This window comes from Gluconacetobacter aggeris, assembly GCF_014174395.1.
In the GTDB taxonomy this organism is placed as follows: domain Bacteria; phylum Pseudomonadota; class Alphaproteobacteria; order Acetobacterales; family Acetobacteraceae; genus Gluconacetobacter; species Gluconacetobacter aggeris.
Window position 1 is genome coordinate 1 of record NZ_JABEQD010000003.1, and the last position, 24,949, is coordinate 24,949.

At 68.1% G+C, this 24,949-nt stretch carries 19 protein-coding genes; 6 read left to right on the forward strand and 13 right to left on the reverse strand.

The genetic code is table 11. The features are described 5' to 3' along the window. Positions 1-106: 106 nt before the first annotated feature. From HLH36_RS05125 to xdhA, 9 genes are all read right to left on the reverse strand, one after another. Positions 107-1,405, reverse strand: coding sequence for an allantoate amidohydrolase (locus HLH36_RS05125; RefSeq protein ID WP_182985396.1), 1,299 nt, complete (start codon positions 1,403-1,405; stop codon positions 107-109). Beyond that, the gene (locus HLH36_RS05130; RefSeq protein WP_182985397.1) at positions 1,399-2,991 is read right to left on the reverse strand and encodes a gamma-glutamyltransferase family protein; all 1,593 of its coding nucleotides are present in this window, start codon (positions 2,989-2,991) and stop codon (positions 1,399-1,401) included. The genes HLH36_RS05125 and HLH36_RS05130 overlap by 7 nt, the downstream gene beginning before the upstream one ends. Beyond that, positions 2,985-4,349 carry an AtzE family amidohydrolase gene (locus tag HLH36_RS05135; RefSeq protein WP_182985737.1) on the reverse strand — a complete coding sequence of 455 codons (1,365 nt, stop codon included), beginning with the start codon at positions 4,347-4,349 and terminating at the stop codon, positions 2,985-2,987. Before HLH36_RS05135 ends, HLH36_RS05130 begins: the two co-directional genes overlap by 7 nt. An 11-nt stretch (positions 4,350-4,360) precedes the next feature. Further along, on the reverse strand, positions 4,361-4,579 hold the full coding sequence (locus HLH36_RS05140) for a DUF4089 domain-containing protein (RefSeq protein ID WP_182985398.1): 219 nt from the start codon (positions 4,577-4,579) through the stop codon (positions 4,361-4,363). 57 nt (positions 4,580-4,636) lie between these two features. Further along, complete coding sequence (locus tag HLH36_RS05145) at positions 4,637-6,103, reverse strand: SidA/IucD/PvdA family monooxygenase (RefSeq protein ID WP_182985399.1); 1,467 nt, start codon at positions 6,101-6,103, stop codon at positions 4,637-4,639. Positions 6,104-6,333: 230 nt separating this feature from the next. Further along, the gene (locus HLH36_RS05150; protein WP_182985400.1) at positions 6,334-7,305 is read right to left on the reverse strand and encodes a LysR substrate-binding domain-containing protein; all 972 of its coding nucleotides are present in this window, start codon (positions 7,303-7,305) and stop codon (positions 6,334-6,336) included. Positions 7,306-7,315: 10 nt separating this feature from the next. Beyond that, positions 7,316-8,149, reverse strand: a complete 834-nt coding sequence (xdhC, locus tag HLH36_RS05155; protein ID WP_182985401.1) for a xanthine dehydrogenase accessory protein XdhC — start codon at positions 8,147-8,149, stop codon at positions 7,316-7,318. Between the two features lie 14 nt (positions 8,150-8,163). Next, positions 8,164-10,449 (reverse strand): xanthine dehydrogenase molybdopterin binding subunit, encoded by a 2,286-nt coding sequence (gene xdhB / locus HLH36_RS05160; RefSeq protein WP_246376531.1) that lies wholly within the window; start codon positions 10,447-10,449, stop codon positions 8,164-8,166. Between the two features lie 133 nt (positions 10,450-10,582). Then, positions 10,583-12,058, reverse strand: coding sequence for a xanthine dehydrogenase small subunit (xdhA, locus tag HLH36_RS05165; RefSeq protein ID WP_182985402.1), 1,476 nt, complete (start codon positions 12,056-12,058; stop codon positions 10,583-10,585). 361 nt (positions 12,059-12,419) lie between these two features. On the opposite strand from xdhA, the gene HLH36_RS05170 reads away from it, so the two are divergent. The 4 genes from HLH36_RS05170 (at position 12,420) to HLH36_RS05185 (ending at position 17,572) form a co-directional block, all read left to right on the forward strand. Next, positions 12,420-13,088, forward strand: a complete 669-nt coding sequence (locus tag HLH36_RS05170) for a TetR/AcrR family transcriptional regulator (protein ID WP_182985403.1) — start codon at positions 12,420-12,422, stop codon at positions 13,086-13,088. 179 nt (positions 13,089-13,267) lie between these two features. Continuing rightward, on the forward strand, positions 13,268-14,536 hold the full coding sequence (locus tag HLH36_RS05175; protein WP_182985404.1) for a M20 family metallo-hydrolase: 1,269 nt from the start codon (positions 13,268-13,270) through the stop codon (positions 14,534-14,536). Positions 14,537-14,677: 141 nt separating this feature from the next. Next, positions 14,678-15,991 (forward strand): aspartate aminotransferase family protein, encoded by a 1,314-nt coding sequence (locus HLH36_RS05180; RefSeq protein ID WP_182985405.1) that lies wholly within the window; start codon positions 14,678-14,680, stop codon positions 15,989-15,991. Between the two features lie 132 nt (positions 15,992-16,123). Next, positions 16,124-17,572 carry an NCS1 family nucleobase:cation symporter-1 gene (locus tag HLH36_RS05185; protein ID WP_182985406.1) on the forward strand — a complete coding sequence of 483 codons (1,449 nt, stop codon included), beginning with the start codon at positions 16,124-16,126 and terminating at the stop codon, positions 17,570-17,572. A gap of 16 nt (positions 17,573-17,588) precedes the next feature. Here HLH36_RS05185 and HLH36_RS05190 read toward each other — a convergent pair whose 3' ends face one another. The 4 genes from HLH36_RS05190 to HLH36_RS05205 all read right to left on the reverse strand — a co-directional run bounded on the left by HLH36_RS05190 (position 17,589) and on the right by HLH36_RS05205 (position 23,080). Then, the gene (locus tag HLH36_RS05190; RefSeq protein WP_182985407.1) at positions 17,589-18,404 is read right to left on the reverse strand and encodes a CDP-diacylglycerol diphosphatase; all 816 of its coding nucleotides are present in this window, start codon (positions 18,402-18,404) and stop codon (positions 17,589-17,591) included. Continuing rightward, positions 18,401-19,891, reverse strand: coding sequence for a Ppx/GppA family phosphatase (locus HLH36_RS05195; protein WP_182985408.1), 1,491 nt, complete (start codon positions 19,889-19,891; stop codon positions 18,401-18,403). The genes HLH36_RS05190 and HLH36_RS05195 overlap by 4 nt, the downstream gene beginning before the upstream one ends. Before the next feature lie 66 nt (positions 19,892-19,957). Continuing rightward, on the reverse strand, positions 19,958-22,102 hold the full coding sequence (locus HLH36_RS05200) for an RNA degradosome polyphosphate kinase (protein WP_246376533.1): 2,145 nt from the start codon (positions 22,100-22,102) through the stop codon (positions 19,958-19,960). Between the two features lie 204 nt (positions 22,103-22,306). Beyond that, positions 22,307-23,080 carry a P-loop NTPase family protein gene (locus HLH36_RS05205; RefSeq protein ID WP_182985410.1) on the reverse strand — a complete coding sequence of 258 codons (774 nt, stop codon included), beginning with the start codon at positions 23,078-23,080 and terminating at the stop codon, positions 22,307-22,309. A 128-nt stretch (positions 23,081-23,208) separates the two neighbouring features. On the opposite strand from HLH36_RS05205, the gene purM reads away from it, so the two are divergent. Together purM and purN are read left to right on the forward strand one after the other, a co-directional pair. Then, the gene (purM, locus tag HLH36_RS05210; protein WP_182985411.1) at positions 23,209-24,300 is read left to right on the forward strand and encodes a phosphoribosylformylglycinamidine cyclo-ligase; all 1,092 of its coding nucleotides are present in this window, start codon (positions 23,209-23,211) and stop codon (positions 24,298-24,300) included. 6 nt (positions 24,301-24,306) lie between these two features. Continuing rightward, positions 24,307-24,945 (forward strand): phosphoribosylglycinamide formyltransferase, encoded by a 639-nt coding sequence (purN, locus tag HLH36_RS05215; protein ID WP_182985412.1) that lies wholly within the window; start codon positions 24,307-24,309, stop codon positions 24,943-24,945. Positions 24,946-24,949 lie beyond the last annotated feature (4 nt).

A 24,949-nucleotide genomic window follows, 5' to 3' on the forward strand; every position in this document is an offset into this window, starting at 1 on the left:
TGACCCAGCATGTCCGCCGACATCGCCCGCAGCACCCGCGGAGGCACGTTCACCGGCCCAGGCCCCATCAACAGCCGCTGCGGCGGGTCGATCTGTCCAAACACCTCTATTTCTCCTCTTCCGTCAACACCGTCCCGGCATCTGACCATGTGTGTTCGAAACGAGTGACGAACGCCGTCATCGCCTCCAGCGCGGTCTGGACATCATCCACTTCCACCGCCTCGGCGGGATGGTGACTGACGCCGCCGCGACAGCGCAGGAACAGCATCGCGACGGGCGCCAGACGCGCCATCACCATCGCATCATGCCCCGCCCCGCTGACCAGAATGCGCGGCTCGGCGCCGGTAACATCCTGCACCGCTTCCGCCATCAACCGGCTCAATACGCTGTCGCATGGCGTCGCCGGCAGGTCCTGCTGCAACGTCAGGTCCAACCCCACGGTCCGACGGGCAGCGATATCCGCCAGCGCCACGCGGATTTCGTCCGCCGCGCGGTCACGCACCGCGCCCACGCCCGCACGGACATCGATGCTGAATGTCACGGCACCAGGCACCACATTCGGCACCCCCGGCCCCACCTCCATCCGCCCGACCGTCGCCACCAGGTCCTCAGGACCCATACCGCCGATCCGCTCCACCGCCAGCACCATCTCGGCGGCGGCAGCCAGCGCGTCACGGCGCAGGTGCATCGCCATGGTACCGGCATGACCCGCCACACCCGTCACCACGGCACGAAAGCGATACTGGGCCGCGATGGCGCTGACGACGCCCAACGCATGGCCCTCGGCCTCCAGCACCGGCCCCTGTTCGATATGGGCCTCGACATAGGCCAGAACGTCCTCCCGATGCCGGGCGGCATCGACGAAGCGCGCCAGTTCGAGCCCAAACCCATCCAGCGCCTCGGCCAGCCCAACGCCCGCCGCATCGGCCAGCGCCAGATCCTGGTCGCCCAGTACCCCCGCCACGGCGCGACTGGTCAGCATCGAGACCGGGAAGCGCGATCCTTCCTCATCCCCGAACCCGATCACCTCGATCGCGAAGGGAAAGCGATGGCCGCGTTCGGCAAACCACGCCACCGTTTCGATCCCCAGCATCACGCCCAGCATGCCGTCATAGCGCCCGCCATCACGCACGCTGTCGACATGCGATCCGATCAGCAGCGCCGGCGCGTCGGGATGCCGCCCTTCATAGCGGCCGACAATATTGCCGGCGGCGTCGACCCGCGCCGTCATCCCCGCTTCGGTCATCCACGCGGCGATCCGGTCCAGCGTCGCCGCATGTCCCGCGCCGAGATAGGGGCGAAACAGATGATCGTCGGCATCCGAATAGGGGGCGACGCCCAGATCATCGCACCGCGCAACCGCACGCAGGCCCGATGCCGTCTCGCGGGCGGGCATCCTCACCATGCCGCCACCATCCCGTCGCTGCGCGGATCGGTTGCCCCCTCGATCAGGCCCGACGGGTGCAGCACCAGCGCGCCCGCGTGCCCCATCGTCGAGGTAAAGGCCGGCATGGGTTCCAGCACATGTCCCGCCGCCGCCATCCGGGCGATCACGTCGGGCGCGAACCGGTCCTCGTATTTCAGGCTGGTGCTGCTCTCGCCCCAGGTGCGGCCCAGCAGCCAGCGCGGAGCCGTCACCGCCTGCTGCAACGGCACGCCATAGCGCGCATAGCGCGTGAAGACGGCCGCCTGGGTCTGGGGCTGCCCCTCGCCACCCATGGTACCATAGACCATGGTGCGCCCGTCGGCGAAGCGCGCGCCAGCCGGGTTGAGCGTATGGAACGGCTTGCGTCCCGGACGCAGCGCATTCCAGCCGTCCTCGGCCAGCCGGAAGCTGGCGCCGCGATTCTGCCACACGATGCCGCTGCGCGGCAGGACGACGCCCGACCCATATTCGAAATAGACACTCTGGATCATGCTGACCGCGATACCGTCAGCATCGACTGCGCCCATCCACACCGTATCGCCAGCCTGCGACGGATGCGGCCAGGGGGCCGCGATCTCGGGGTCTATGTCCAGCGCCATGCGATCCAGCGCCAGCGCGTCGTCCAGAACTTCCTGGGCCGCCACCGACATGAAGGCCGGATCGCCCACATGCGTATCGCGATAACGGAAAGCCTGTTTCGTCGCTTCAACCAGCCCGTGGAAATAATCGAACCCGTCCACCTCCTCGGCCCGCAGCCGGTCGAACAGCGCCAGGATCAGCAGCGATGCAACGCCCTGCGTCGGCGGCGCCATGTTGAACAGCCGCGCCCCCCCGATATCGACATGCAGCGGCGGCCGCGCCTGGGCATGGTGGGTATTCAGGTCCGCCAAATCCAGCGGGCTGCCCAACTGGCGCAGATCCTCGGCCAGATCCCGCGCCAGCGCCCCGCGATAGAACGAGTCCAGCCCATCCCCCGCCAGCCGGCGCAGCGTATGCGCCAGGGCCTGATTATGCAGGACATCGCCGGCACGCGGCGCATGGCCGCCCGGCAGGAAAACCTGACGGAAACCGGGGACCGCCGCCAGTTCGTCCATCTTGGCTGCCGTCAGCGCGGCACCGCCCTCGGTGATCGGCACCCCCTGTTCGGCATAATAGATCGCATCGCGCAGCAGCCGATGCAGACCCAGCCCCGGCTGCATCGCCTGGCTCCACTCCAGGGCAAGGTCCCAGCCGGACACGGTACCGGCAACCGTATTGGCCGCCAGCGGTCCGCGCCAGGGAATCGTGTCGCAGCCGGCGGCGCGATAGAATTCCAGGTCCGCGCGCCGCGCCGCCGCCCCGCACGCCTCGATCGTCTCGGTCCTGCCGTCCGGCCACATCACCAGCCAGAACGCATCGCCGCCGATACCAGTCATGTGCGGATAGACGACGGCCAGCGCCGCCGCCGTCGCCACGACCGCCTCGATCGCCGTACCACCGTCGCGCAGCACGTCCAGCCCGGCCTGACTGGCCAGATGATGGGGGGATGTCACCATCCCGCGCAAGGAACGGGGAGTGTTCAGCATGGCTTAACGTCCTTCGATGCGGGCAGCGGCACCCTGCCGACCAGCCCAGCTTGCGCCAGCGCGCCGGCAAGGGCGAACAACGCGGCCTCGCGCCCCGGTGCCGCGATCAGTTGCAGGCCCAGCGGCAGCCCGCCCGTCCCCAGCAGCGGCGCGCTGAGGATCGGCAACCCCGCCAGGCTGAGCGGCTGCGTATAGAGGCCCAGATTCGCCCGGGCGGAGACGAGCTGCCCATCCACCACGATCGTCGGCTGGTCGATCAGCGGCGCCTCGCCCACCGTCGCCGGAGCGATCAGCACATCCGCCGAACGGAACAGAGCATGGACCTGTTCACGGAACCAATTGCGGAAACGATGCGCCTGGACCAGCGTGGCGGATGGCAGCATCGCACCGGCGATCAGCCGGTCACGCGTCGCGGGATCATAGCGCAGCGCATGCCTGCGCAGGCGGGGCAGATGCAGCGTCCCCCCCTCCGCCGCCGTGATCAGGAACGACGCGGCGCGGGCCCGCGGGATTTCGGGCAGTTCCAGCGTCTCCAGCCCACCCAGATGCGCGGTCACCGCCTCGATGGCCTGCGCCATCGGCTCCGACAGGTTCGCCCCGAACCAGCCGCCCAGCCGCACCACCCGCAGGTCAGAGACCGCCGGCAGTTCCGGCATCGGGCTGCCCGCCATGACCTCATACGCCACGCGCAGGCCATCCAGCGTGCCGGCAAAGGGCCCCACCACGTCCAGGCTGGCGGCAAAGGGATAGGCCCCCTCGCGCGGCACACCGCCAAAAGTGGGTTTCAGCCCCCATATTCCGCACAGCGAGGCCGGCACGCGGATCGAGCCGTTGGTGTCCGACCCCAGGGTCAGCGGCAACAGCCCCGCCGCCACGGCGGCCGCCGACCCGCCCGACGAGCCACCGGCCAACCGCGACGGGTCATGCGGATTGCGGGTGATGCCGTAATGGGCGTTGTCGGTGGCGAACCCGTACGCGAATTCGTCCATGTTCAGGCTGGCAACCGGGATCGCGCCCGCCGCCCGCAGGCGCGCGACAACCGTGGCATCGTGCGTCGCGGGCGGCGATTCCCGCAACACCACCGACCCCGCCGTCGTGACCTCGCCGGCTATGTCGAACAGATCCTTCACCCCGAACGGCACGCCGGCCAGCGGCCCCGGATCATCGCCGGCGGCAATGCGGCGGTCGATCCGCTCGGCCTCAGCCACCGCGCGCGGCCCGAAGATGCGGGTCACGCTGTTGATGGATGTATCCCGCACCTCGATCGCGGCAATCGTGGCGGTCATCACGGAAACGGCGCTTCGCCGCCCCTGGCGGATGTCGGCGGCAATGGCCAGCGCGTCGGACAGATCGGTCATGGCGGGCGCGGTCATGGACGGTATTCGAAGGCCGGTTCGCACATATCCGGCAGGGCAAAGCCATGGACCAGGTCGGCATAGCGCCGCAGCAGCGACCGGTTGGCCACCACCCCCGGCAGGCACGATCCGTCGACGGTCAGGCCGATATCGCGGGCCGTCGCGATAATGATCGCCTCATCGGGCACTGCTTCCGGCACGCGCAATGCGCTGCCATCAGGATGTTCGCTCATGGGCTTGTCCTCCCTCCCTGGTCTGCCATGCCGCCACGCCGGCAGAGTCACGAGAGATCATGCATCCGGAGGATCGAGGCTGACCAGTTCCGGCGTGACATAATTCAGCAACTGATCGAGATGCCACGCACCATCGGCCACAAACAGGTCGCGCCCCAGCCCTCGCGCCAGCCGCTCCACCCCAAAGCGCATGCCGCTGATCGACGCCCCCGACAGGCCCATGCTGGGTGTCGCACTGAAGGTGAAATTATGGATGTTCGCCAGCATCGGCGCCAGCGGATCGGCCGCATCGCGCGGCAGGAACTGGTAGGAGTCGCCCAGATAGGGATGCGCCGCCAGCACGCTACTGTCCTCGCCCTCGGGCGGGGTAAAGCGATCGCGCCACAGCGCCACCGATCCGGCAAAGGATGCGGTTTCCGGTCGCAGCGCCATGTCGACGGCGAAGCCGGTGCCGATGATCACGAAATCGAACCGCATCTCGCCATCCGGAGTCTGAACGACGATTTCATCGCCCTCCATCCGCGCGCCCGTCCAGCCGCAGCCGGTATGATAGCTGAAGGTCGGGTGGCGGCGGCAGCGCCAGAACGTGTCCTGCGGCGGCGGCTGGTTCAGTTCGTAGATATGGCGCATGAACCGCCAGCGCAGCGTGTCGGACAGCGCGGAGAAATGCGCCAGGAACCCGGCATTCTCCATCCAGCGATATGGATTGACCGAGGGAATGACCCGCCGGCGCAGGCAGAGCGCGACCGAGGCCACCCCTTCCTCCAGTGCCGTCGCCGCATTGTCGAAGGCCGAAGCCCCCGCCCCCAGCACGCCGATCCGCTTGCCGCGCAGCGCGGCGAAATCGATGGGCTCCGACGTATGCGCATAGCGCGCGCGCGGTAGGGCCTGGCGGATGAATTCGGGCACATGCCACCGACCACCGCCATCGATGCCGGTGGCCAGCACCAGCTTGCGCGCCAGATGGCGATATTCCCGCCCTTCTGCGTCCCGTAAGGTCAGCCGCAGCAGCCCGTCTTCCCACTCTACATGTACGAACGACCGGTCATTCTCCACCGGCAGGTCGAGCACGGCACGATACCAGCCCAGATAGGCCTGCCAGTCGCCACGGGGGATCTTGTCCAGACTCTCCCAGGCACCCGCACCGTATCGGGCCTCGTACCAGGCACGCGGCGTCAGGTTGGGAATCCCCAGATCGGGGCCGGTCACATATTTCGGCGTCCGCAGCGTGATCATGCGGGCAAACGTCACCCATGGCCCCTCACCGCCGCGTGACGCGCGGTCGAAGATCCGGACGTTGGTAATATTGCCGCGCTTGAGCGCGAAAGCCGTGGCCAAGCCGCCCTGGCCGGCACCGATAATGGCCACATCCAGCACCGGTTCGCCGTCGCGCGTCAGGCGCGGCGTCCAGTCGTGGCGCGGATAGTCGATAACGGCCAGATCCCGCCTGACCCGGGCGTCGAGCGCCGCAAGCCGGTCTTCCGGCGTTACGCCCGGTCGATAATGATCGCTATCGACGGCCATCTTTGCCTCCTTCGCTGGTCCAACAGGTCCATCCCGGACGGCGTGGGTCCGTGTCCCCCGACACGGACCCGGGTTCCCCAACCCGCACCATCACGACACCGAAACTAACCGAATGAAAGGGTGTTCCGTCCAGTAGAATAAAATGACCAATCCGTTGCCAATCCAACAACGGACCGCGTTCACACACCAAACATAGATATCATTATAGTCTATTGTTTTTAAATAAATATCTACCTTATCGCCACAGGCTCGCACCGCCGAACATGCCCCTCTTCTTCCTGTTCCCGCAGCGCTTCTCGCACCTCGACAATCAACCGTTCCAGCGCCGGCGGCAGCCAGCGCGCCTCGCGGACATAGACACCCAGATCCGTCACGGCCCGGGGATCGTCCAGCGGCACATGCGCCAGCGCGCCCCGGCTGATATCGAATTCCAGTGCCAGGCGGGACTGAAAGGCCAGGCCCACACCGGCCGCGACCATGCGGTTCGTCAGTTCGATCGAACCCGTTTCCAGCACCACGTCCAGCCGGTCGCGCCAGGGATGCAGCATAGGTTCCATGACCTGATGCAGCGACAGCGATTCACTCGGCAGGATCAGGCGATAGCCCAGACACTCCTCGATCCGCACACTCTGCCGGCCCGCCAGGGGATGATCGGCCGGCATCACCACCCCCACCGGAAAGCGCGCCACCGCGACCCGACGCAGATCGTCCGGCGCATCCAGCGAGAAGGCAATGCCAAGATCGGTCGTGCCGCCGCTAAGCGCGGCCACGATCCGCGCGGGCGATCCGGTATCCGCCTGCAGGTCGATCCCCGGCCAGGTCCGCGTCATGCGCGTCAGCAGCCGCGCCATCAGGTCGCCGGCAATCCCCTCGACCGTCATCAGGCTGATGCGCCCGCCCCGCATGCCGGCCAGCGCCGCGATCTGCTCGTCGGTACGCACGGCATCCTGCATGACGGTGACGATATGCCGGGCCACGATCTCGCCCACGGCGGTCAGCACCATGCCGCCGGGCAGGCGATCGAACAGCGGAGCGCCGATTTCGTCCTCCATCTGGGCAATCTGCCGCGTCAGCGCCGAGGGCGTAACGTTCAGTTGCCGCGCCGCCTCGCGGATCGAGCCATGGTCGCGCACCGCGTTGAAATACAGGATACAGCGCGCATGCAGTCTCATCATGTGCTGGCTTCGGACCGGTCCCCTCATTTCCTGTTCCTCATGCATGCCGCTCCGGCATCGCATCATCGCCGTGCAGCAGGCGTTCGACAATTTCCGCCGCCACCAGCGCCGCGATAATTTCCGGCCGCTTGTCGCGAATGCCGCGATCCCCGATCGGACAGACCAGGGTCGCGATCCGGTCGGCCCCCAGCCCCACGGCGCGGAACCCGGCCTCAAACCCCCGCCGCTTCGTCTTCGACCCGATCAGCCCGACATAGCGGAAATCCCCCCGCTCCAATGCGGCGCCCACGATCAGCGCATCCAGCCTGTGGCTGGGGGTCAGGACCAGAATGCCGGAGCCCGCCGGCGCGGCGGCCAGCACGCCCTCCCAATCTTCGGTCATCCGCACCGCAACCCCTTCGGGCACCGATCCAAATTCCTCGGCGCGCGGATCGATCCACAGCAGGCGCACCGGCAGGGGCGCCAGCGCCCGGGCCAGCGCACGCCCGACATGCCCGGCCCCGAACAGCAGCAGATGCGGCTGCCCGGCCCGCGCGCGCTCCGCCTCCCGCACGATCGAATCCAGAAGCACCTCGTCCGCGCGCTCGATTCGCACGCGCACCCGGCCGCCGCAGCACTGGCCGAGTTCCGGCCCAAGCGGGATTTCCAGTTCCCCGCCCTCTCCGGTGCCGGCCAGCAGCGCCCGCGCCCGCGCCACGCAATCCCATTCCAGCCGCCCGCCACCAATCGTGCCGACCAGCGCGTCCGGCGCCACCAGCATGAAAGACCCTGCCTCGCGCGGGGTGGACCCCATGGCGGCCCGAATGCTGACACGGACAACAGGCCAGCCGGCCCGCCGCCATTCCGCCAGCACGGAGACGATGTCGTCCATGGTCTGGGCGACCGTCAGCCCATGGACGCCGTGCCGGTCCGGGCGGCGGCGCGGGCGCGCATCCGCTCGGCCGCGCGCAGGATCGCCTCGGGCGTTGCCGGCGCATCCAGCCCGGGGCAGGACCGATAGCCATCCAGACTGGCCAGCGCGTCGGAGATCGCGTGCAGCACCGCCACACCATGCACAAAGGGCGGCTCGCCTACCGCCTTGGAGCGGAAGATCGTCTCCTCGCGATTGGGCGCCCGCTCCAGCAGCGCGACATTGAAGAGACGCGGCCGATCGGAACAGGCCGGGATCTTGTAGGTGCTGGGGGCATGCGTGCGCAGCCGGCCCGTCTCGTCCCACACCAGTTCCTCGGTGGTCAGCCATCCGGCCCCCTGCACGAAGGCCCCTTCGACCTGCCCGATATCGATCGCCGGATTCAGCGATTGCCCGGCATCGTGCAGGATATCGACACGCTCGATCCGCATCTCGCCGGTCAGCAGGTCGATGGCGACCTCCGCGCAGGCGGCGCCGTAGGCGAAATAGAAGAACGGCCGCCCCCGTCCGGTGTCCGGGTTCCACGAGATCTTCGGCGTCTTGTAGAACCCGCTGGAGGACATCGACACGCGGGCGAAATAGGCGGCCTTCGTCAGGTCCGGAAAGGGCACGACCGTCTCGCCGACATGCACGCCGTCGGCCCGGAAATGGATATCGGCCGCCCCGACGCCCCACTGCGCGGCGGCGAAGGCGACCAGCCGCTCCTTGATCCTGCGCACCGCATCCAGCACCGCCATGCCGTTCAGGTCGGCGCCGCTGGAGGCGGCGGTGGCCGACGTATTGGGCACCTTGCCCGTGGTGGTGGCGGTGATGCGCACCCGGTCGGCCGTCAGGCCGAATTCCCGCATCGCGATCTGCACCATCTTGGTGTGCAGCCCCTGCCCCATCTCGGTGCCGCCATGGTTCACCTGCACCGACCCGTCGGTATAGACATGCACCAGCGCGCCCGCCTGATTGTAATGGGTGGCGGTAAAGGAAATGCCGAATTTCACCGGTGTCAGCGCGATGCCGCGCCTGATATGCGGGCTGCCCCCATTGGCGGCGCGGATCGCGGCACGCCGCGCCCGATAGGCACAGCTTTCCGCCAGCTCCGTCATGATCTCCGCCGCGATCGAATCCTCGACCGTCATGTGGTACGGCGTCAGGTCCCGCGTGCCGGTGCCGTAGACATTGCGCAGCCGCACATCCAGCGGGTCCAGCCCGGTGGCGAAGGCGATCTCCTCGATCACCCGTTCGGCCGCCACGATGCCCTGCGGGCCGCCGAAACCGCGATAGGCGGTATTGGACTGGGTATTAGTCTTCAGCGGTTCCGACCGCAGCCGCACATCGGGATAGTAATAGGCATTGTCGGCATGAAACAGCGCGCGATCGGTCACCGGGCCCGACAGATCGGCCGACCAGCCGCAGCGCGCGGCCAGCACCATGTCCACCGCCCGGATGCGGCCCTCATCGTCGAAGCCGACATCGTACTCCACGGCGAAATCATGCCGCTTGCCGGTCATCACCATGTCGTCGTCGCGATCCAGCCGCATCTTGGCCGCGCGTCCGGTCAGTTCGGCCGCCAGCGCCGCCAGGCAGGCCGGACCATTCGCCTGTGTCTCCTTGCCGCCGAACCCGCCGCCCATGCGCCGGATCTCGGTCGTCACCAGATTGCTCGGCCGGCCCAGCACATGCGCCACCATGTGCTGGGTCTCGGTCGGATGCTGGGTCGAGGACCAGACCCGCATCTCCCCCTCCTCGCCCGGCTGCGCCAATGCCGCCTGCCCTTCGAGGTAGAAATGCTCCTGCCCGCCCATCACGATGCGGCCCGACAGGCGGCGCGGCGAGGCCGCCAATCCCCGCTCCGCGTCCCCACGCCGCATCGTCAGCGGCCGCCAGACCATGGTGCTGCCCGCAGCGCGCGCCTGGTCGATATCCAGCACCGCCGGCAGGTCCTCATAGACAATCCGCGCCAGGCGCGCCGCCCGGCGCCCCTGCCCGCGCGTTTCGGCGACCACGGCAAAGATCGGCTGGCCGTGGAAGGACACGATGTCCGACGCCAGCAGCGGCTCGTCCTCCTTCCCCACCGGGCTGATCTGGTTGTGGCCGGGAATATCCGCCGCCGTCAGCACCCGCACCACGCCGGGCGCGGCTCGGACGGCGTCCAGATCCATCGACACGATCCGGGCATGGGCCCGTGTGCTCAGCCCCGGCACCACATGCAGCAAGCCCTTCGGCTCCGGCATGTCGTCGATATAGGCGGCGGAACCCGAGACATGCATCGCCGCACTCTCATGCCGCAGGCTCTGCGACGCCCCGCCGGCAACGACGCCTTCCAGACCCGTCCCCCGCCCGGCGCCCCCGGAAGCATCGCGGGCAAGCGGGCGGTCCATGTGCGCATCGGTAATCATCGGATCAGACATGGGCGGCCTCCATCCGGCCGGCCAGCCGGGTTTCGGGACGCGGGCCATCGGGGGCGGTTTCGGCGAATAGCCGGGTCAGCAGGTTCGCGGCCACCGTGCGGCGATACCAGTCACTGGCCCGCATGTCGGAAATCGGCGCGAAATCGGTTGCGATGGCCGCCCGCCCGGCTTCCAGCGCCATCTCGTCCCACGCCCGCCCGATCAGGGCCGCCTCGGTCGCGTGCGCACGTTTCGGGGTCGCCGCCATGCCGCCGAAGGCGATCCGCGCGGCGGTGATGACCCCATCGGCGTCCAGCGTCAGCGCAAACGCCCCCAGCACCGCCGAGATATCCTGGTCGAACCGTTTGGATATCTTGTAGGCGCGAAACAGCGTCCCCTCCGCCGGGCGGGGAATGCTCACAGCCTCGACGAACTCGCCCGGCTGGCGGTCCTGCCTGCCATAGGCGATGAAATACGCCTCCAGCGGAATGGCGCGTCTGATCCCGCCGCGCCGCAGGTGCAGCGTGGCCCCCGCCGCGATGAACACCGGCGGTCCATCGCCGATCGGCGAGCCGTTGGCGATGTTGCCGCACACCGTTCCCGCATTGCGCACCTGCGTCGAGCCGATGCGCCGCACCACCTCCCCCGCATCGGGCAGCAGCTCCGTCAGGGCGGCGCGGGCGTCCTCGTACGTCACGGCGGCGCCGATCCGCAATCCGTCCGGCGTGCGGTCCACTGTCCGCAGGTGGGGCACCCGGCCGATCGACACCACATGCGGCAGGGCGCGCAGCCCCTTGGTCACCCACAGCCCGACATCGGTGGCCCCCGCCACGATCGTCGCGTCCGGATCGGCCAGCAGGACGGCCGCCAGGGCGTCGGCATCCGCCGGGATGGTCACCCGTCCTTCCGCCCCCGTGATCTGGACCGTCTCATGATCGCGCAGAGCGGCCAGGCGGTCGGCGATGTCCCGCGCCCGCGCGTCGAACGCGTCGGGCCCCGCCGCCATCGCCTGCTTCATCGCCCGCACGATCGGGGCATAGCCGGTGCAGCGGCACAGATTGCCCGCCAGCGCGTCATCGATCGGCCCGTCCTCGGCCACAGCCCCCGGCGCCTTGCGGTAGGCCACCATCGACATCACGAATCCCGGCGTGCAAAAGCCGCATTGCGAGCCATGCAGGTCCACCATCGCCTGCTGCACCGGGTGCAGCGTGCCGTCCGGCGCGCGCAGATCCTCCACCGTGAACAATTGGGCGCCATCCAGCATCGCCGCAAACTGGATGCAGGCATTCACCGCCCGCCAGACCAGCGACGATCCTTCCAGCCGTACCACCAGCACCGTGCAGGCGCCGCAATCGCCTTCGTTGCAGCCCTCCTTGGTGCCGGTCCGGCCGTAATGCTCCCGCAGCCAGTCCAGCACGGTCAGGGTCGGCGGGACAGCCGACAGTTCACACAGCGTATCACCCAGATAGAAGCGGATATGGTCGCGCATCGTTCGGTTCCGTCGAGCAAGTGACATGCCCCGGCAGGGGCAGATGTCCTGGCTGCCCGCCCCCCATGCAGGACAGACAACCGGAACGCGGGGCCGGCCTACCTCCCCCGAGGCAATCCGATCCCGCTCAGTTTATGACCCGAAACCTTCGGGGAAAGAAACGGGCGAGCGTCAGGCCCGCGCGTGATGACGCACGATACGCCGGCGCATCGTCCCTCTCCCCATATGATCGGACCCAGGCATCACGCTGCCATGCATGGAGCATGCCAGCCGGTGGCCGGTTGGGGAATGGTGCTGCCTGTAACAATCCTCGTAACGTTTTCCGACTTGCGCGGCGCGCGCAAAGCCTAAACCTTGCAGCATGACTCGCTCCAGCGCCCTTTCCCCTGCCCTGACCCAGACCACCGTCCGGGAACGGTCGGCAGGTGCCCCCCGCCGCGCCAGCACCGGGCAGATCCTGCGTGCCGCCGAACGGGAATTCGGCCGGGACGGCTACAAGGGGGCGAGCATGTCCGCCATTGCCGCCGCGGCCGGCCTGCCCAAGGCCAACATCCATTATTATTTCGGCACCAAGGAGGATCTCTACCGCGCGGTGCTGGAAAACATCCTGGACAACTGGCTGGGGGACGCGACGGTCTGGATTCACCCCGGCGCCTCTCCCCGGGCGGCGCTGGACGGCTATGTCCGCGCGAAAATCGCCTTCTCGCGCGACCGGCCCGATGCCTCGCGCATTTTCGCGCACGAAGTCCTGCAGGGCGCACCGAATATCCAGACCTATTTCAACGGCGCGCTGCGCCAGCACGTCCAGACCCTGGAAGATGTCTTCCGCATCTGGCAGCGCAGCGGGCAGATGCGGCCGGTCAACGGCTCGCACCTCATGTTCTGCATCTGGGCCATGACCCAGACCTATGCCGACATGAGCGCGCAGATCGGCGCCGTGCTGGGCAGGGCCACGCTCGCACCGCACGATTACGACGACGCCGCGACCACGATCGTCGCACTCGTCCTGAACGGGATAGAAATGAATTAATATCAGCCCTTTGCTTATGTCAGCTTCGGAACATCCATAACGTCCCGCAACCGCATCGGCGGCAATATTCCGGACCTACGGTTATCTGACGACACGATCCGCCTGAAACCCGCCGCCCGCCGGATTCGGTCGGAGGCCCGCCGGCAACGCAGCACGGATCGCATTGCGGGAGAGCAGAAATGAGCAATTCGGGTGCCCTTCAGGCTGGCGGCAACATCATCGTCGACGGCACGGCGCTGTGGACCGACATCCTGGAAACCGCGCGGTTCGGCGGCACACCAAAAGGCGGCATCCGGCGCCTGGCCCTGACCGAGGAAGACCGGCAGGTGCGCGCATGGTTCGTCGCCGCCTGCACCGCCCTGGGCTGCACCGTCAGCCACGATTCGATGGGCAACCAGTTCGCCCGCCGGCCGGGGCGCGATGCCGACCTGCCGCCCATCACCATGGGCAGCCATCTCGACACCCAGCCCACCGGCGGCAAGTTCGACGGCATCGTGGGCGTGCTGGGCGGCCTGGCCGTCCTGCGCGCCCTGCACGCATCGGGGTTCGAGACCCGCCATCCGATCGAACTGATCAACTGGACCAACGAGGAAGGCGCGCGCTTCGCCCCTGCCATGCTGGCCTCGGGTGTATTCGCTGGCATCTTCACCGAGCAGGAGGCCCTGGACAGGACCGACCGCGACGGCATCCGCTTCGGCGACGCGCTGGCGACGATCGGCTATCGCGGCGCGGCACCGTGCGGCCAGCACCCGGTCGCGGCCTATTTCGAACTGCATATCGAACAGGGACCGATCCTGGAGGCCGAGGGCAAGACCATCGGCATCGTGACCGGCGTGCAGGGCATGCGGTGGTACGAGGTCACGCTGACAGGGCGCGACTCCCATGCCGGCACCACGCCCATGACCATGCGGGCCGACGCCCTGCTGGCGGCGGCGCGGATCATCGAGGCCGTCAGCACTGTCGCCCTGGCCCACGGGCCGGATGCCGTCGGCACGGTCGGGCTGATGGAAAACCGGCCGAACAGCCGCAATGTCGTCCCCGGCACGGTCTTCTTCAGCATCGACCTCCGCCATCCGGACGATACGACGGTCTCGGCGATGGAAACCGACCTGCGCGCACGCATCGAACACATCGTGGCCGCAGCCGGAATCGGGCTGGCGATGGAGCGGGTATGGGATTCGCCGGCGGTGCATTTCGACCCGGACTGTATCGCATCGGTCCGCGCGGCCACCGATTCCTTCGGCTATCCGGCCCGCGACATCGTCTCGGGCGCGGGGCATGATGCCGCCTATCTGGCCCGGGTCGCCCCCACGACCATGATCTTCGTCCCATGCGCCGGCGGACTGAGCCATAACGAGGCGGAAAGCGCCGAGCCCGCCGATGTCGCCGCCGGGGCCAACGTGCTGCTGCGCGCGGTGCTGGACGCCGACACCAGGCTGGATGCCTGACACGCCGGATCAGCGGGTCGCCGGGCAAAAAATCATCTAGCCCGGCGACGCGACCTGTTCCATCCTCCGATGGTTGCGAAGCCGTGACGGTCATCCTTTCGCCGGGCGGATACGCATCTTCGATCTCAGGAGCCTCGCGCGATGTCGCCTACCAATCACGACGCGTTCTGGATGCCGTTCACGGCCAACCGGCAATTCCGCCGGACGCCGCGCATGCTGGTCGCGGCCGATGGCATGTATTACACGTCCGAGGACGGGCGGAAGGTCATGGACGGCTGCGCCGGCCTGTGGTGCGTGAATGCGGGCCATAACCGCCCCCGCATCACCCAGGCGGTGCAGAAGACGATCGCGACGCTGGATTTCGCCCCGACCTTCCAGATGGGCCATCCGCTGGCCTTCCAGGCCGCCGATCGCATCGCAGCCCTGGCACCGGGCGACCTGAACCACGTCTTCTTCTGCAATTCCGGGTCCGAAGCCGCCGATACCGCGCTCAAGATCGCCATCGCCTATCACCGCGTGCGCGGCGAAGGGGCCCGCACCCGCCTGATCGGGCGCGAGCGCGGCTATCACGGCGTGGGCTTCGGCGGCATCTCGGTGGGCGGCATCTCCGGCAACCGCAAGCTGTACGGCTCGCTCCTGACCGGCGTCGACCACCTGCCGCACACGCTGGACCTGGAACGCAACGCCTTCAGCAAGGGCCTGCCGGCCTATGGCGCGGAACTGGCCGACAGTCTGGAACGGATCGTCGCCTTGCACGATCCCTCGACCATCGCCGCCGTGATGGTCGAACCCATGGCCGGGTCGACCGGCGTGCTGCCACCTCCCGTCGGCTATCTGAAGCGCCTGCGCGAGATCTGCGACAAATACGGCATCCTGCTGATCTTCGACGAGGTCATCACCGGTTTCGGCCGCATGGGCGGCACGCCCTTCGCGTCCGAGAAATTCGGCGTCCTGCCCGATATCCTGACCTGCGCGAAGGGCATCACCAACGGCACCATTCCGATGGGCGCCGCGATCGCGCGCGACCATGTCTACGAGGCCTTCATGAACGGCCCCGAAGCCGGGATCGAACTCCCGCACGGCTACACCTATTCCGGGCATCCGGTGGCCTGCGCGGCCTCCCTCGCAACCCTCGACACCTATGCCGAGGAAAATCTGTTCGAGCGCGCGGGCGACATCGCACCCTATTTCGAGGAAGCAGCCCACGCCCTGCGCGGCCTGCCCCACGTCATCGACATCCGCAATGTCGGCCTGGTCGCGGGCATCGAACTGAGCCCCCGCCCCGGCGCGCCGGGCGCGCGCGCGTACGAGATCTTCGACCGCGCGTTCCACAAGGGCGTGCTGCTGCGCTACACCGGCGACGTGCTGGCCGTCTCGCCGCCGCTGATCATCCAGAAATCGGAGATCGACCAGTTGTTCGGCACGATCGCCGACATTCTCCGCACGGTCGATTAAGAGACGGTCGGCAAGGCCGCCCTGCCGGGCGATCCGCCTCGCGCTCGCCCGGCAGACCGGCTTTCAGACCCTCCCCAGGCTCGATGCAATCCGCCACTCGCGGCGATCCGCACGACACGGCACGGAGCACGCATGCCAGACACCACGCCCGCCGGATACGATCCCGGCCTGTATAATGCGGACCTGGCACCAGTCCCGCCCGCGCGGCGGGACTGGACGTGGCTGAACATGGCCACGGTATGGATGGGCATGGTCCATAATATCGTGGTCTACGAGGCCGCTGCGGGACTGATGGCCCTGGGTTTTTCGGCGTGGGAATGCCTGGGCGTCGTGGCTGTCGCCTACATGGTCCTGTTCGTGGCCATGTGGTTCAACGCCCGGGCCGGGACGCAATACGGCATTCCGTTCTGTGTGCTGATCCGCTCCGCCTTCGGCCCGTCCGGCGCGCAGGTTCCGGTGCTGCTGCGCGGGTTCTGCGCGATCTTCTGGTTTTCGGTGCAATCCTACGCCGCTTCCCAGGCCGTCGATGCCATCCTCTCCACCCTTATCAGCGGCTGGAGTTCGCTGAACGTCTCCCTCCTCGGCATGCGGGTGCATATGTGGCTGGCCATGGCGCTGATCTGGGTGCTGCATGCCTGGATCGCCGGCCACGGCGTGCATCGCATCCGCAATTTCGAACTGATCGCCGGCCCGCTGGTCATTGCCATCGGCGCGCTCGCCACCATCTGGGCGCTGCGGGTCGGGCACGGGCTAGGCCCCCTGTTCGCCCAGCCCTCGCGGCTGCACGGCACCGCCTTCTGGTCCGCCTTCGCAATGGGCGTGACCGGCATGATCGGCATTTGGGCCACCTTCGCGGTCAATATCCCCGACCTGTCACGCTTCGTCAGGTCAGAGCGCGATCAGGTGATCGGCCAGGCGATCGGCCTCCCGGTCACGGCCCTGGTCTTCACCCCCATGGGCATCATCACCACCTCGGCCACCATGATCCTGTTCGGCCGGCCGATCTGGAATCCGGTCGAACTGCTGCTGACGCTCAATCACCCGGTGGTCACGGTTCTCGGCGGGGCAACGCTGGTCCTGGCCACGCTGTCGGTCAATGTCGTGGCCAACATCATGCCCGCCGCCTACGACCTGATGAACCTGATGCCACGCCGGCTGAATTTCGACCGCGCCTCGTCCCTGGTCCTGGTCCTGGGCGTATTCTTCATGCCCTGGCTGTGGTTCGACGATGCGGCAAGCATCTATCAGGTGCTGAACGTGGTCGGCGGCCTGCTGGGGCCCGTCACCGGAATCATGCTGGCCGATTTCTATCTGGTGCGCCGCCAGGCGCTGGACGTGGCCGCCCTCTATCGTCGCGGCGCCCGCTACGATGGCCGCGACGGTTGGAATCCCCCCGCGCTGACGGCCTTCGCGGCCGGCGGCGTCATGGCATCGGCCGGCCAGTTTCTGCCTGCCCTGGCCGCGTTGAACACATTGTCCTGGTTTGTCGGCGTCGCAGCCGGCGCCGTTGTCTATCTGGCGCTATCCCCCCGACAGGAAAATCCCCAGACCAGCGAGAGCATATCGCCCTCCGGCGCCTGACTCCCGCGCCGGACCCTTACGGGGGATAAGACGAATCCCGGATCGCATGCCCAGGCTCGAAATGCGCGATCCGGCAGCTATGGTCTTGAAGTTCCTCACCCGATGCCCGATCGCCCGATACCGGCTTGACCCGATCATCCAGCAGGATGAAGCCGGGACGGCCGCCGGGCCAGATCGTGCCCACCACGACGAGCGTATGCCCCCCCATCTCGCGCGCCGGATCGGCCAGGGACGCCGCCAGCCGCCGGAAGGGATAGGCACCGTCCAGATCCTGCCCGTCGATCCGGGTGGCACGATAGTGATGGCCCGCCAGATCCAGGGGGGTCCAGCCGGCACCGATATGGGGGCGTGCCCAGTGCAGCGCCACGCGGATTTCGGGCGCCAGGCAATCGACGTGAATATGCAGTTGGTTCTGCGAGCGCCCCTGTTGCGAGTTGATCGCCAGCGCCATCGTCTCGCGCGGCATGGTATGGCCCAACCGTGCGAGCGCGCGGTCGACCTGGTGCCAGGCCGCGCCGAAATAATCGGGCGCGTCGGGGCGCAGGATCGACGGGTCTTCCATGCCGGTGACCCGGTCGGTCGGAATCAGCAGATATTGCGCCGCCCCGTCGCGGTCCTTCAGCACCGCATAGCCCCGGCTGGGGTCCACCGCGGCACAGGGCGCGGGTGAATTCTCGCCAAGCTGGTTCGGCACGCAGCGCCCATGGACAATGTTCCACAGCACGTTCGGATCATGATCGGGCCGGGGTGGACCATTCGCCCGGGCAGTCGCCAGCAACACGCCCGCCGCCATGGCGGCGGGGACAAGGCACGCCAGTACACGACGCCTCATGCCGTGCCGGCCTCCTCGATCCGAGCGGGCAGCGCAAAGGCTTCGGCCAGCCGGTCCAGCCGGCGCCGCACACTTTCGCCGCGCACCACGCCACGTCCCCGCGCCAGATGCAGCGTCACCTCGTCGGGCGACAGCTTGATCCATGTCCCGTCGAGCAATTCCTCGGTGCTGCCGCAGACCGTATAGGCCAGCCGCAGCGCCAGCCCCAGGACGAGCGCCCGCTGGAAATCCTCGGCCGTCAGCAGCAGCCGCGACGGCTGCAGGAAATCATGGCCCAGTTCGGCTTCATAACGCACCGCCAGCGTCAGGGCGACGAAGGCCCGGGCCTGATGGTCGAACCCCACACCCTGCATGCGCAGCACCCGCAGATAAGTCTGCTCGGCCCGATATTCCGGATGATCGTAGGACCCGATATCGGACAGCAGGCACGCAGCCCGGCGCAGGCGCCGCTGGGGCGTGCTCTCGCCGGGAAAGAGCGGGGCCGTCCAGTTCATCAACTGGTCCGGCAGCGTCTCGCTGCGCCCCAGCCGGCGGCACATTTCCCGTGCCACCGCCTCCTGCGGGTCCAGCGCCGCGACCGACGCCGCGACCCGGCGCATATACCAGCCCTCGCGCAGCCCATCGACGCAGAAGATCACGCTGGACGGCTGCAGCCGCCGCAGCAGGCGGCGCAGTACGACGGCGGCAAACGGCACATCGTCCAGCCGCTTGCGCGGCGCGCCGGGCACCCGCTCCAGCGCGCGGCGCGGGGTGTTGACCACCCACTCGGTCATGTCCCGCGCGCCCTCACCCGAAAGGGTAAAGAGATGCACGATGTTCAGCGGATAATTGGTCCGCGCAATCTGCAGGCGCGCCAGCGCGCGGAAGGCCCCACCGACCAGATAGAGCGGCCGGCCCACCACATCGTCCAGCCAGCCGACCTGTCCGATATCGGCATCGGCGATGGTCCGCGCCTTCTGCAAATCGCCCTCGGCACGGTCATTCAGCCGGATCACCCCCAGCCGCAGGGTGCAGGCATCCAGCTTGCGCCCCGCCGACAGGCGGATCAGCTCCAGCGACCCGCCGCCGATATCGGCAACCAGCCCGTCAGCCTCGGGCAGGCCGCACAGCACGCCGGTCGCCGAATAATCAGCCTCTTCCTCGCCCGACAGAATGCGGATCGGCACGCCGGGCATGCGCGCGCGCAGGGCGGCGACAAATTCCGGGCCGTTGGTGGCATCGCGCACGGCGGCGGTGGCCAGGATCTCGAACGGGTCGGCATCCATGCCCCGCGCGATGGCATGGAACCGGTCCATGACCTGCATCGCCAGGCCCACGCCCTCCTCGTTCAGCCGCCCGGTGGCGTTCAGCCCCCGCCCCAGGCGCAGCACCGCCTTTTCATTGAAGATCGGAATCGGATTCCGCGAAATACCGTCGAACACGACCAGCCGGACGGAATTCGACCCCAGATCGACAACGGCCGAACGGCGATGCGGAACCCGGATCATCGGGCCCGGCACATGCGAACGGCGACCGGCGGAAGCTGCGTCATGCTGTAACCTTCACTGAAACCCTCAATCATCGAGAATCCGGTCCTGGTGCCGCGGCAGCGGCGTGCTGACCCGAATGGCGCTGTCCTGCGCGGCCAGCCCCCGCCCGGACAGCGAAGGATTGGTCATGAAGTAATCATGGGCCGAAAACGGCCTGGCGCCGGGTTCAAGCCGCCGCCACACGCCGTTCTGCTGCAGGACCCAGGATTGCAGATTATCCTTCAGGTCCGTGACCATGATCTGGTCCAGCACCTGCGCATGCACCGTGGGGTCGCGCATCGGTACCATGCTTTCCACCCGCCAGTCCATGTTCCGCACCATCCAGTCGGCCGACGAGATATAGATCTTCGCATAGCGCGAGGGCAGCCGGTGCCCGTCACCGAAGGCGAAGATCCGGGCATGTTCCAGAAACCGCCCCACGATCGACTTGACGCGGATATTCTCCGACAGCCCCGCCACCCCCGGCCGCAGGCAGCAGATCCCCCGCACCACGGCCATGATCCGCACCCCGGCGCACGATGCGCGATAGAGCCGATCGATCAGGTCCGGATCGACCAGCGAATTCATCTTCAGCCAGATCTGCCCGGGCCGCCCGGCCCGGACATGCTCGATCTCGGCCTGGATCAGCTCTTCCAGCGTGCGGCGGATCGTCACCGGCGAGAAGGCGATGGCCTCCATCCGCGCCGGCATCGCGTAGCCGGTCATGTAGTTGAACAGCCGCGCCGAATCCCGCGCCAGTTCCGGGTCGCAGGTAAAGAAGGACAGATCGGTATAGATCCGCGCCGTGATCGGATGATAATTCCCGGTGCCGAAATGGGCGTAGGACCGCAGCGTTCCGCCCTCGCGCCGCACGACCAGGCTGAGCTTGGCATGGGTCTTGAGGTCGGCGAAGCCGAACACGACCTGCGCGCCGGCGGCCTCCAGCGCACGGGCCAGGCGGATATTGGCTTCCTCGTCGAACCGGGCGCGCAGCTCCACCATCGCGGTGACCGATTTCCCGGCCTCGGCCGCCTCGATCAGCGCCTTGACGATCGGACTGTCGCGCGAGGTCCGGTACAGCGTCTGCTTGATCGCCACCACCGCCGGGTCCTGGGCCGCCTGCCGCAGAAACTGCACCACCACGTCGAAACTCTCGAATGGATGATGGACGATCATGTCCTTCGCGCGGATGGCAGCGAAGCAATCCCCACCGAAATCAAGCACCCGTTCCGGAAAGCGCGGCGTGTAGGGCGGAAACAGCAGTTCGGGCCGATCGTCCACGATCAATTGCTTCAGGTCCACCACGCCGATCAGCCCGGGCTGGATCTCGATCTCGTCGGGCGGCACGTTCAGGTCGTTGGCCACCGCCTGCCCCAGATCGGGCGGCATGCGGGTATCGATATCCAGATGGATCACCACGCCCCGGCGCCGGCGCTTCAGCGCGCTCTCGTAGGAGCGGACCAGATCCTCGGCCTCATCCTCGAATTCCACGTCGGTGTCGCGGATCACCCGCAGCACACCCCAATCGCCCGCCATCATGCCGGGGAACAGCCGGTCGATGCACAGCGCGATCATGTTTTCCAGCATGATGAACCGGGCAACACCCGGGGGCGACAGGCTGGCCGGCAGCCGGATGAACCGGTCGATCTGGGCCGGCAGCAGGATCATCGCGCTCATGACGAAGCGTCCGGTCTCCAGGCTCATCAGCCGCAGCGACAGCGCCAGTCCCATATGCGGGATAAAGGGCAGAGGATGCGCCGGGTCGATCGCCAGCGGCGTCAGGACGGGAAAGACCCGGTCCATGAAGCAGCCATCCAGCCATTCGCGGTCGGCCTCGGTCATGTGGTCCAGGCCGCAGACCACGATCCCGGCTTCGGCCAGCTGCTCGCGCAGATCCTTCCAGATCCGCTGCTGCTCGCGCAGCAGGCGCGCCGTGCGGGTGCGCACCGCCGCAAGCTGCTGCGCCGGGGTCAGCCCGTCGGGCGACATGCTCAGCAGCCCCTCGCGGACCTGCCCCACCAGGCCCGCGACACGGACCGAGTAGAACTCGTCGAGGTTCCCCGCGCTGATCGACAGGAAACGCAGCCGCTCCAGCAGCGGATTGCGCGGATTATCCGCTTCCTCGACCACGCGCTGGTTGAAATCGAGCCAGGAAAGCTCCCGATTGATGAACCGGGCGGACGAATGCATGTCGATCGGCGGCGGCGGCGTCTGCGCGGGTGGCGCCAGCCTCCGCCGTGTCACGGGCGCGGCCGCACGCTTGCCGGCTGTCCGTCCGGATGTCCGGCGCGAGGGCGTTTTCCCCGTCGGTCTGGTCAATCCAATCTCCTGCCACAAATCCGCCTTCGTTCGTCAAACTAGGCGGAAACACCCAGCGATGCCAACGCGTGAGGTTTAGGAAACGGGGCCATCCCCCGGCCGGTCGGACGCCATCTCCTCATGGTCCAGCAGGTCATGCAGCGCCGCCACGGCCAGCGCGCGGGTCACGCGCCGTCCCGCCGCCAGCCCGGCCTGATCCAGCCGGATCGCGGCATCGCGAATGGCCGAGGCCGTGCGCGGCAGGCGGCGCAGCAGCCATTCGGTCACCGGCTGGCTGACCACGATCTGCCGGTCCGCCAGATGACGCAGCAGCAGGATCCGCAGCAGCGTATCCTCGGGCTGGCGCAGTTCGATGGCCATCGTCGCGCGCAGCCTGCTCGCCAGGTCCGGCAGCACCACCGGCCAGCGTGCGGGCGGCAGGCGGGCCGCCATCACCAGCGCAATCCGCTGCTCGCGGGCCGCGTTCAGCAGATGCAATATCGCCTGCTGGTCCTCCGCGCGGTCCGCATCGTCCACCGCCACGGCGCGGAACATATTCGCCGGACCGTCCAGCAATTCGCCCAACGTCGCCCGCGTGACATCCGCGCCGCGCAGCAGAACGGCCCCATGCTCCTGCGCCCAGATCTCCAGCAGGTGGGTCTTGCCGGCACCGGCCGCGCCCCACAGCGCCAGCCTGTGCTCGGGCCACGGGTTCGCCCCCAGCAGCCAGGCCCGTGCCGCACCGTTCGACGCCGCCGCGACGAAATCCGTCCGGGCGAAACGGCTGCGATGCCCAAAGGGCAACGCAAGCTGGTCCGCCCCGCCTGCCGGCGCCCTTTCGCCCGGATTCTGCACCGCCTGTTCAACCACTGCTTTGCGTGCCGCCTTCGCCTGCCGTAAAGGAACCCTGAGCGTTTACCCTACCTCGCCCCATTCTTCGACCCCCGCCGTTACGACGGGGCGACGGACGGGGCGCGACGACGACGAAGGCCCCGCACATGACCTCCGCCCCCTCCTCTTCTTCGGCCCAGCCCGCCGCCGGCGCCACCTACCGCGACGCTGGCGTGGACATCGAAGCCGGCGACGCACTGGTCGATGCCATCAAGCCGGCGGCCAAGGCGACGGATCGCCCCGGCACCATGGGGGGCCTGGGCGGATTCGGGGCCCTGTTCGACCTGAAGGCCGCGGGTTTCAGCGATCCGGTCCTGGTCTCCTGCACCGACGGCGTGGGTACCAAGCTGATGATCGCCATCGAAAGCGGACTGCACGAAACCGTTGGCATCGACCTGGTGGCCATGTGCGTGAACGACCTGGTCGTCCAGGGCGCGGAGCCGCTCTTCTTCCTGGATTATTTCGCCACCGGCCGGCTGGCGGTCGAAGATGCCGCCAAGGTGGTGCGCGGCATCGCCCAGGGCTGCGCCGAATCGGGCTGCGCACTGGTGGGCGGCGAAACCGCCGAAATGCCGGGCATGTACGCCCCCGGCCATTATGACCTGGCCGGCTTCTCGGTCGGTGCCGCCGAGCGTTCGGCGCTGCTGCCCGCCGGCATCGCCGCCGGCGACACGCTGATCGGACTTACCGCCAGCGGCGTGCATTCCAATGGCTTCTCGCTGGTCCGCTCCATCGTCGCGCGCAGCGGCCTGGCATGGAACGCCCCCTGCCCCTTCGCCGAAGGCCAGACCCTGGCCGAGGCGCTGATGACGCCCACGCGCCTCTATGTAAAGCCGGTGCTCGCCCTGCATCGGCAGGGCCTGATCCAGGGCGCCGCGCACATCACCGGCGGCGGCCTGCCGGGCAATCTGCCGCGCGTGCTGCCGGCGGGCCTGACGGCGGTGATCGACGGCGATGCCTGGCAGATCCCTCCGGTCTTCCGCTGGCTGGCGCAGACCGGCCAGGTCGATGCCGACGAGATGCTGAAAGTGTTCAATTGCGGCATCGGCATGGTGCTGGTCGCCCGCGACGCCGACGCCGCATTGGCCGCCCTGCGCGCGGCGGGCGAAACCCCGGTCGTGATCGGCCGGCTGGACGCCTCCGCTCCCGACGCCCCGGCCGGCCTGCGCTTCACCACCCGCCCCGATTTCACCGGCTAAACATCCGTGAGCGAAACCTCATCGGACGATCGCTGTCCGATCGCGATCCTGATCAGCGGGCGCGGCAGCAACATGCGCGCGCTGATCGATGCCTGCGCCGCGCCGGATTTCCCGGCACGCATCGTCATGGTCCTCAGCAACAAGCCCGATGCCCCCGGCCTGGATATCGCCCGCGCCGCGGGCCTGCGGGCCGAGGCCGTCGATCATCGCCCGTTCGGCAAGGATCGCGCGGCGCATGAACGCGCGGTCGACACCATGCTGCGCGAGGCCGGCGTGGAACTGGTCTGCCTGGCCGGCTACATGCGGCTGCTGACACCCTTCCTGACCGAATCCTGGGCCGGACGGATGCTCAACATCCACCCCAGCCTGCTGCCAGCCTTCCCCGGCCTGCACACGCATGAGCGCGCGCTGGAAGCCGGCGTGAAGCTGCATGGCTGCACGGTGCATCTGGTGACGGAAGTGATGGATGACGGCCCGATCCTGGGCCAGGCTGCCGTGCCGGTCCATGCCGACGACACGCCCGAAGACCTTGCCGCACGCGTGCTGGAACAGGAACATCGCCTGTATCCGGCCGCCCTGCACAGGCTCCTGCGGCCCGAAACGTCGCCATCGGCCGAGGATGGCGGATCGCTGCTGGTCGTCTGACCAG

Excerpts from the sequence above, each read along its gene's own strand:
- HLH36_RS05150 (WP_182985400.1), bottom strand. The coding sequence starts at position 7,305 with ATGAGGGGACCGGTCCGAAGCCAGCACATGATGAGACTGCATGCGCGC.
- HLH36_RS05185 (WP_182985406.1), top strand. The coding sequence starts at position 16,124 with ATGCCAGACACCACGCCCGCCGGATACGATCCCGGCCTGTATAATGCG.
- xdhC (WP_182985401.1), bottom strand. The coding sequence starts at position 8,149 with ATGGACGACATCGTCTCCGTGCTGGCGGAATGGCGGCGGGCCGGCTGG.
- xdhA (WP_182985402.1), bottom strand. The coding sequence starts at position 12,058 with ATGCGCGACCATATCCGCTTCTATCTGGGTGATACGCTGTGTGAACTG.
- HLH36_RS05125 (WP_182985396.1), bottom strand. The coding sequence starts at position 1,405 with ATGGTGAGGATGCCCGCCCGCGAGACGGCATCGGGCCTGCGTGCGGTT.
- HLH36_RS05130 (WP_182985397.1), bottom strand. The coding sequence starts at position 2,991 with ATGCTGAACACTCCCCGTTCCTTGCGCGGGATGGTGACATCCCCCCAT.
- xdhB (WP_246376531.1), bottom strand. The coding sequence starts at position 10,449 with ATGCATGTCTCGGGTTCCGCCGCCTATATCGACGACATGCCGGAGCCG.
- HLH36_RS05190 (WP_182985407.1), bottom strand. The coding sequence starts at position 18,404 with ATGAGGCGTCGTGTACTGGCGTGCCTTGTCCCCGCCGCCATGGCGGCG.
- HLH36_RS05135 (WP_182985737.1), bottom strand. The coding sequence starts at position 4,349 with ATGACCGATCTGTCCGACGCGCTGGCCATTGCCGCCGACATCCGCCAG.
- HLH36_RS05170 (WP_182985403.1), top strand. The coding sequence starts at position 12,420 with ATGACTCGCTCCAGCGCCCTTTCCCCTGCCCTGACCCAGACCACCGTC.
- purM (WP_182985411.1), top strand. The coding sequence starts at position 23,209 with ATGACCTCCGCCCCCTCCTCTTCTTCGGCCCAGCCCGCCGCCGGCGCC.
- HLH36_RS05195 (WP_182985408.1), bottom strand. The coding sequence starts at position 19,891 with ATGATCCGGGTTCCGCATCGCCGTTCGGCCGTTGTCGATCTGGGGTCG.
- HLH36_RS05175 (WP_182985404.1), top strand. The coding sequence starts at position 13,268 with ATGAGCAATTCGGGTGCCCTTCAGGCTGGCGGCAACATCATCGTCGAC.
- HLH36_RS05200 (WP_246376533.1), bottom strand. The coding sequence starts at position 22,102 with ATGCATTCGTCCGCCCGGTTCATCAATCGGGAGCTTTCCTGGCTCGAT.
- HLH36_RS05145 (WP_182985399.1), bottom strand. The coding sequence starts at position 6,103 with ATGGCCGTCGATAGCGATCATTATCGACCGGGCGTAACGCCGGAAGAC.
- HLH36_RS05180 (WP_182985405.1), top strand. The coding sequence starts at position 14,678 with ATGTCGCCTACCAATCACGACGCGTTCTGGATGCCGTTCACGGCCAAC.
- HLH36_RS05140 (WP_182985398.1), bottom strand. The coding sequence starts at position 4,579 with ATGAGCGAACATCCTGATGGCAGCGCATTGCGCGTGCCGGAAGCAGTG.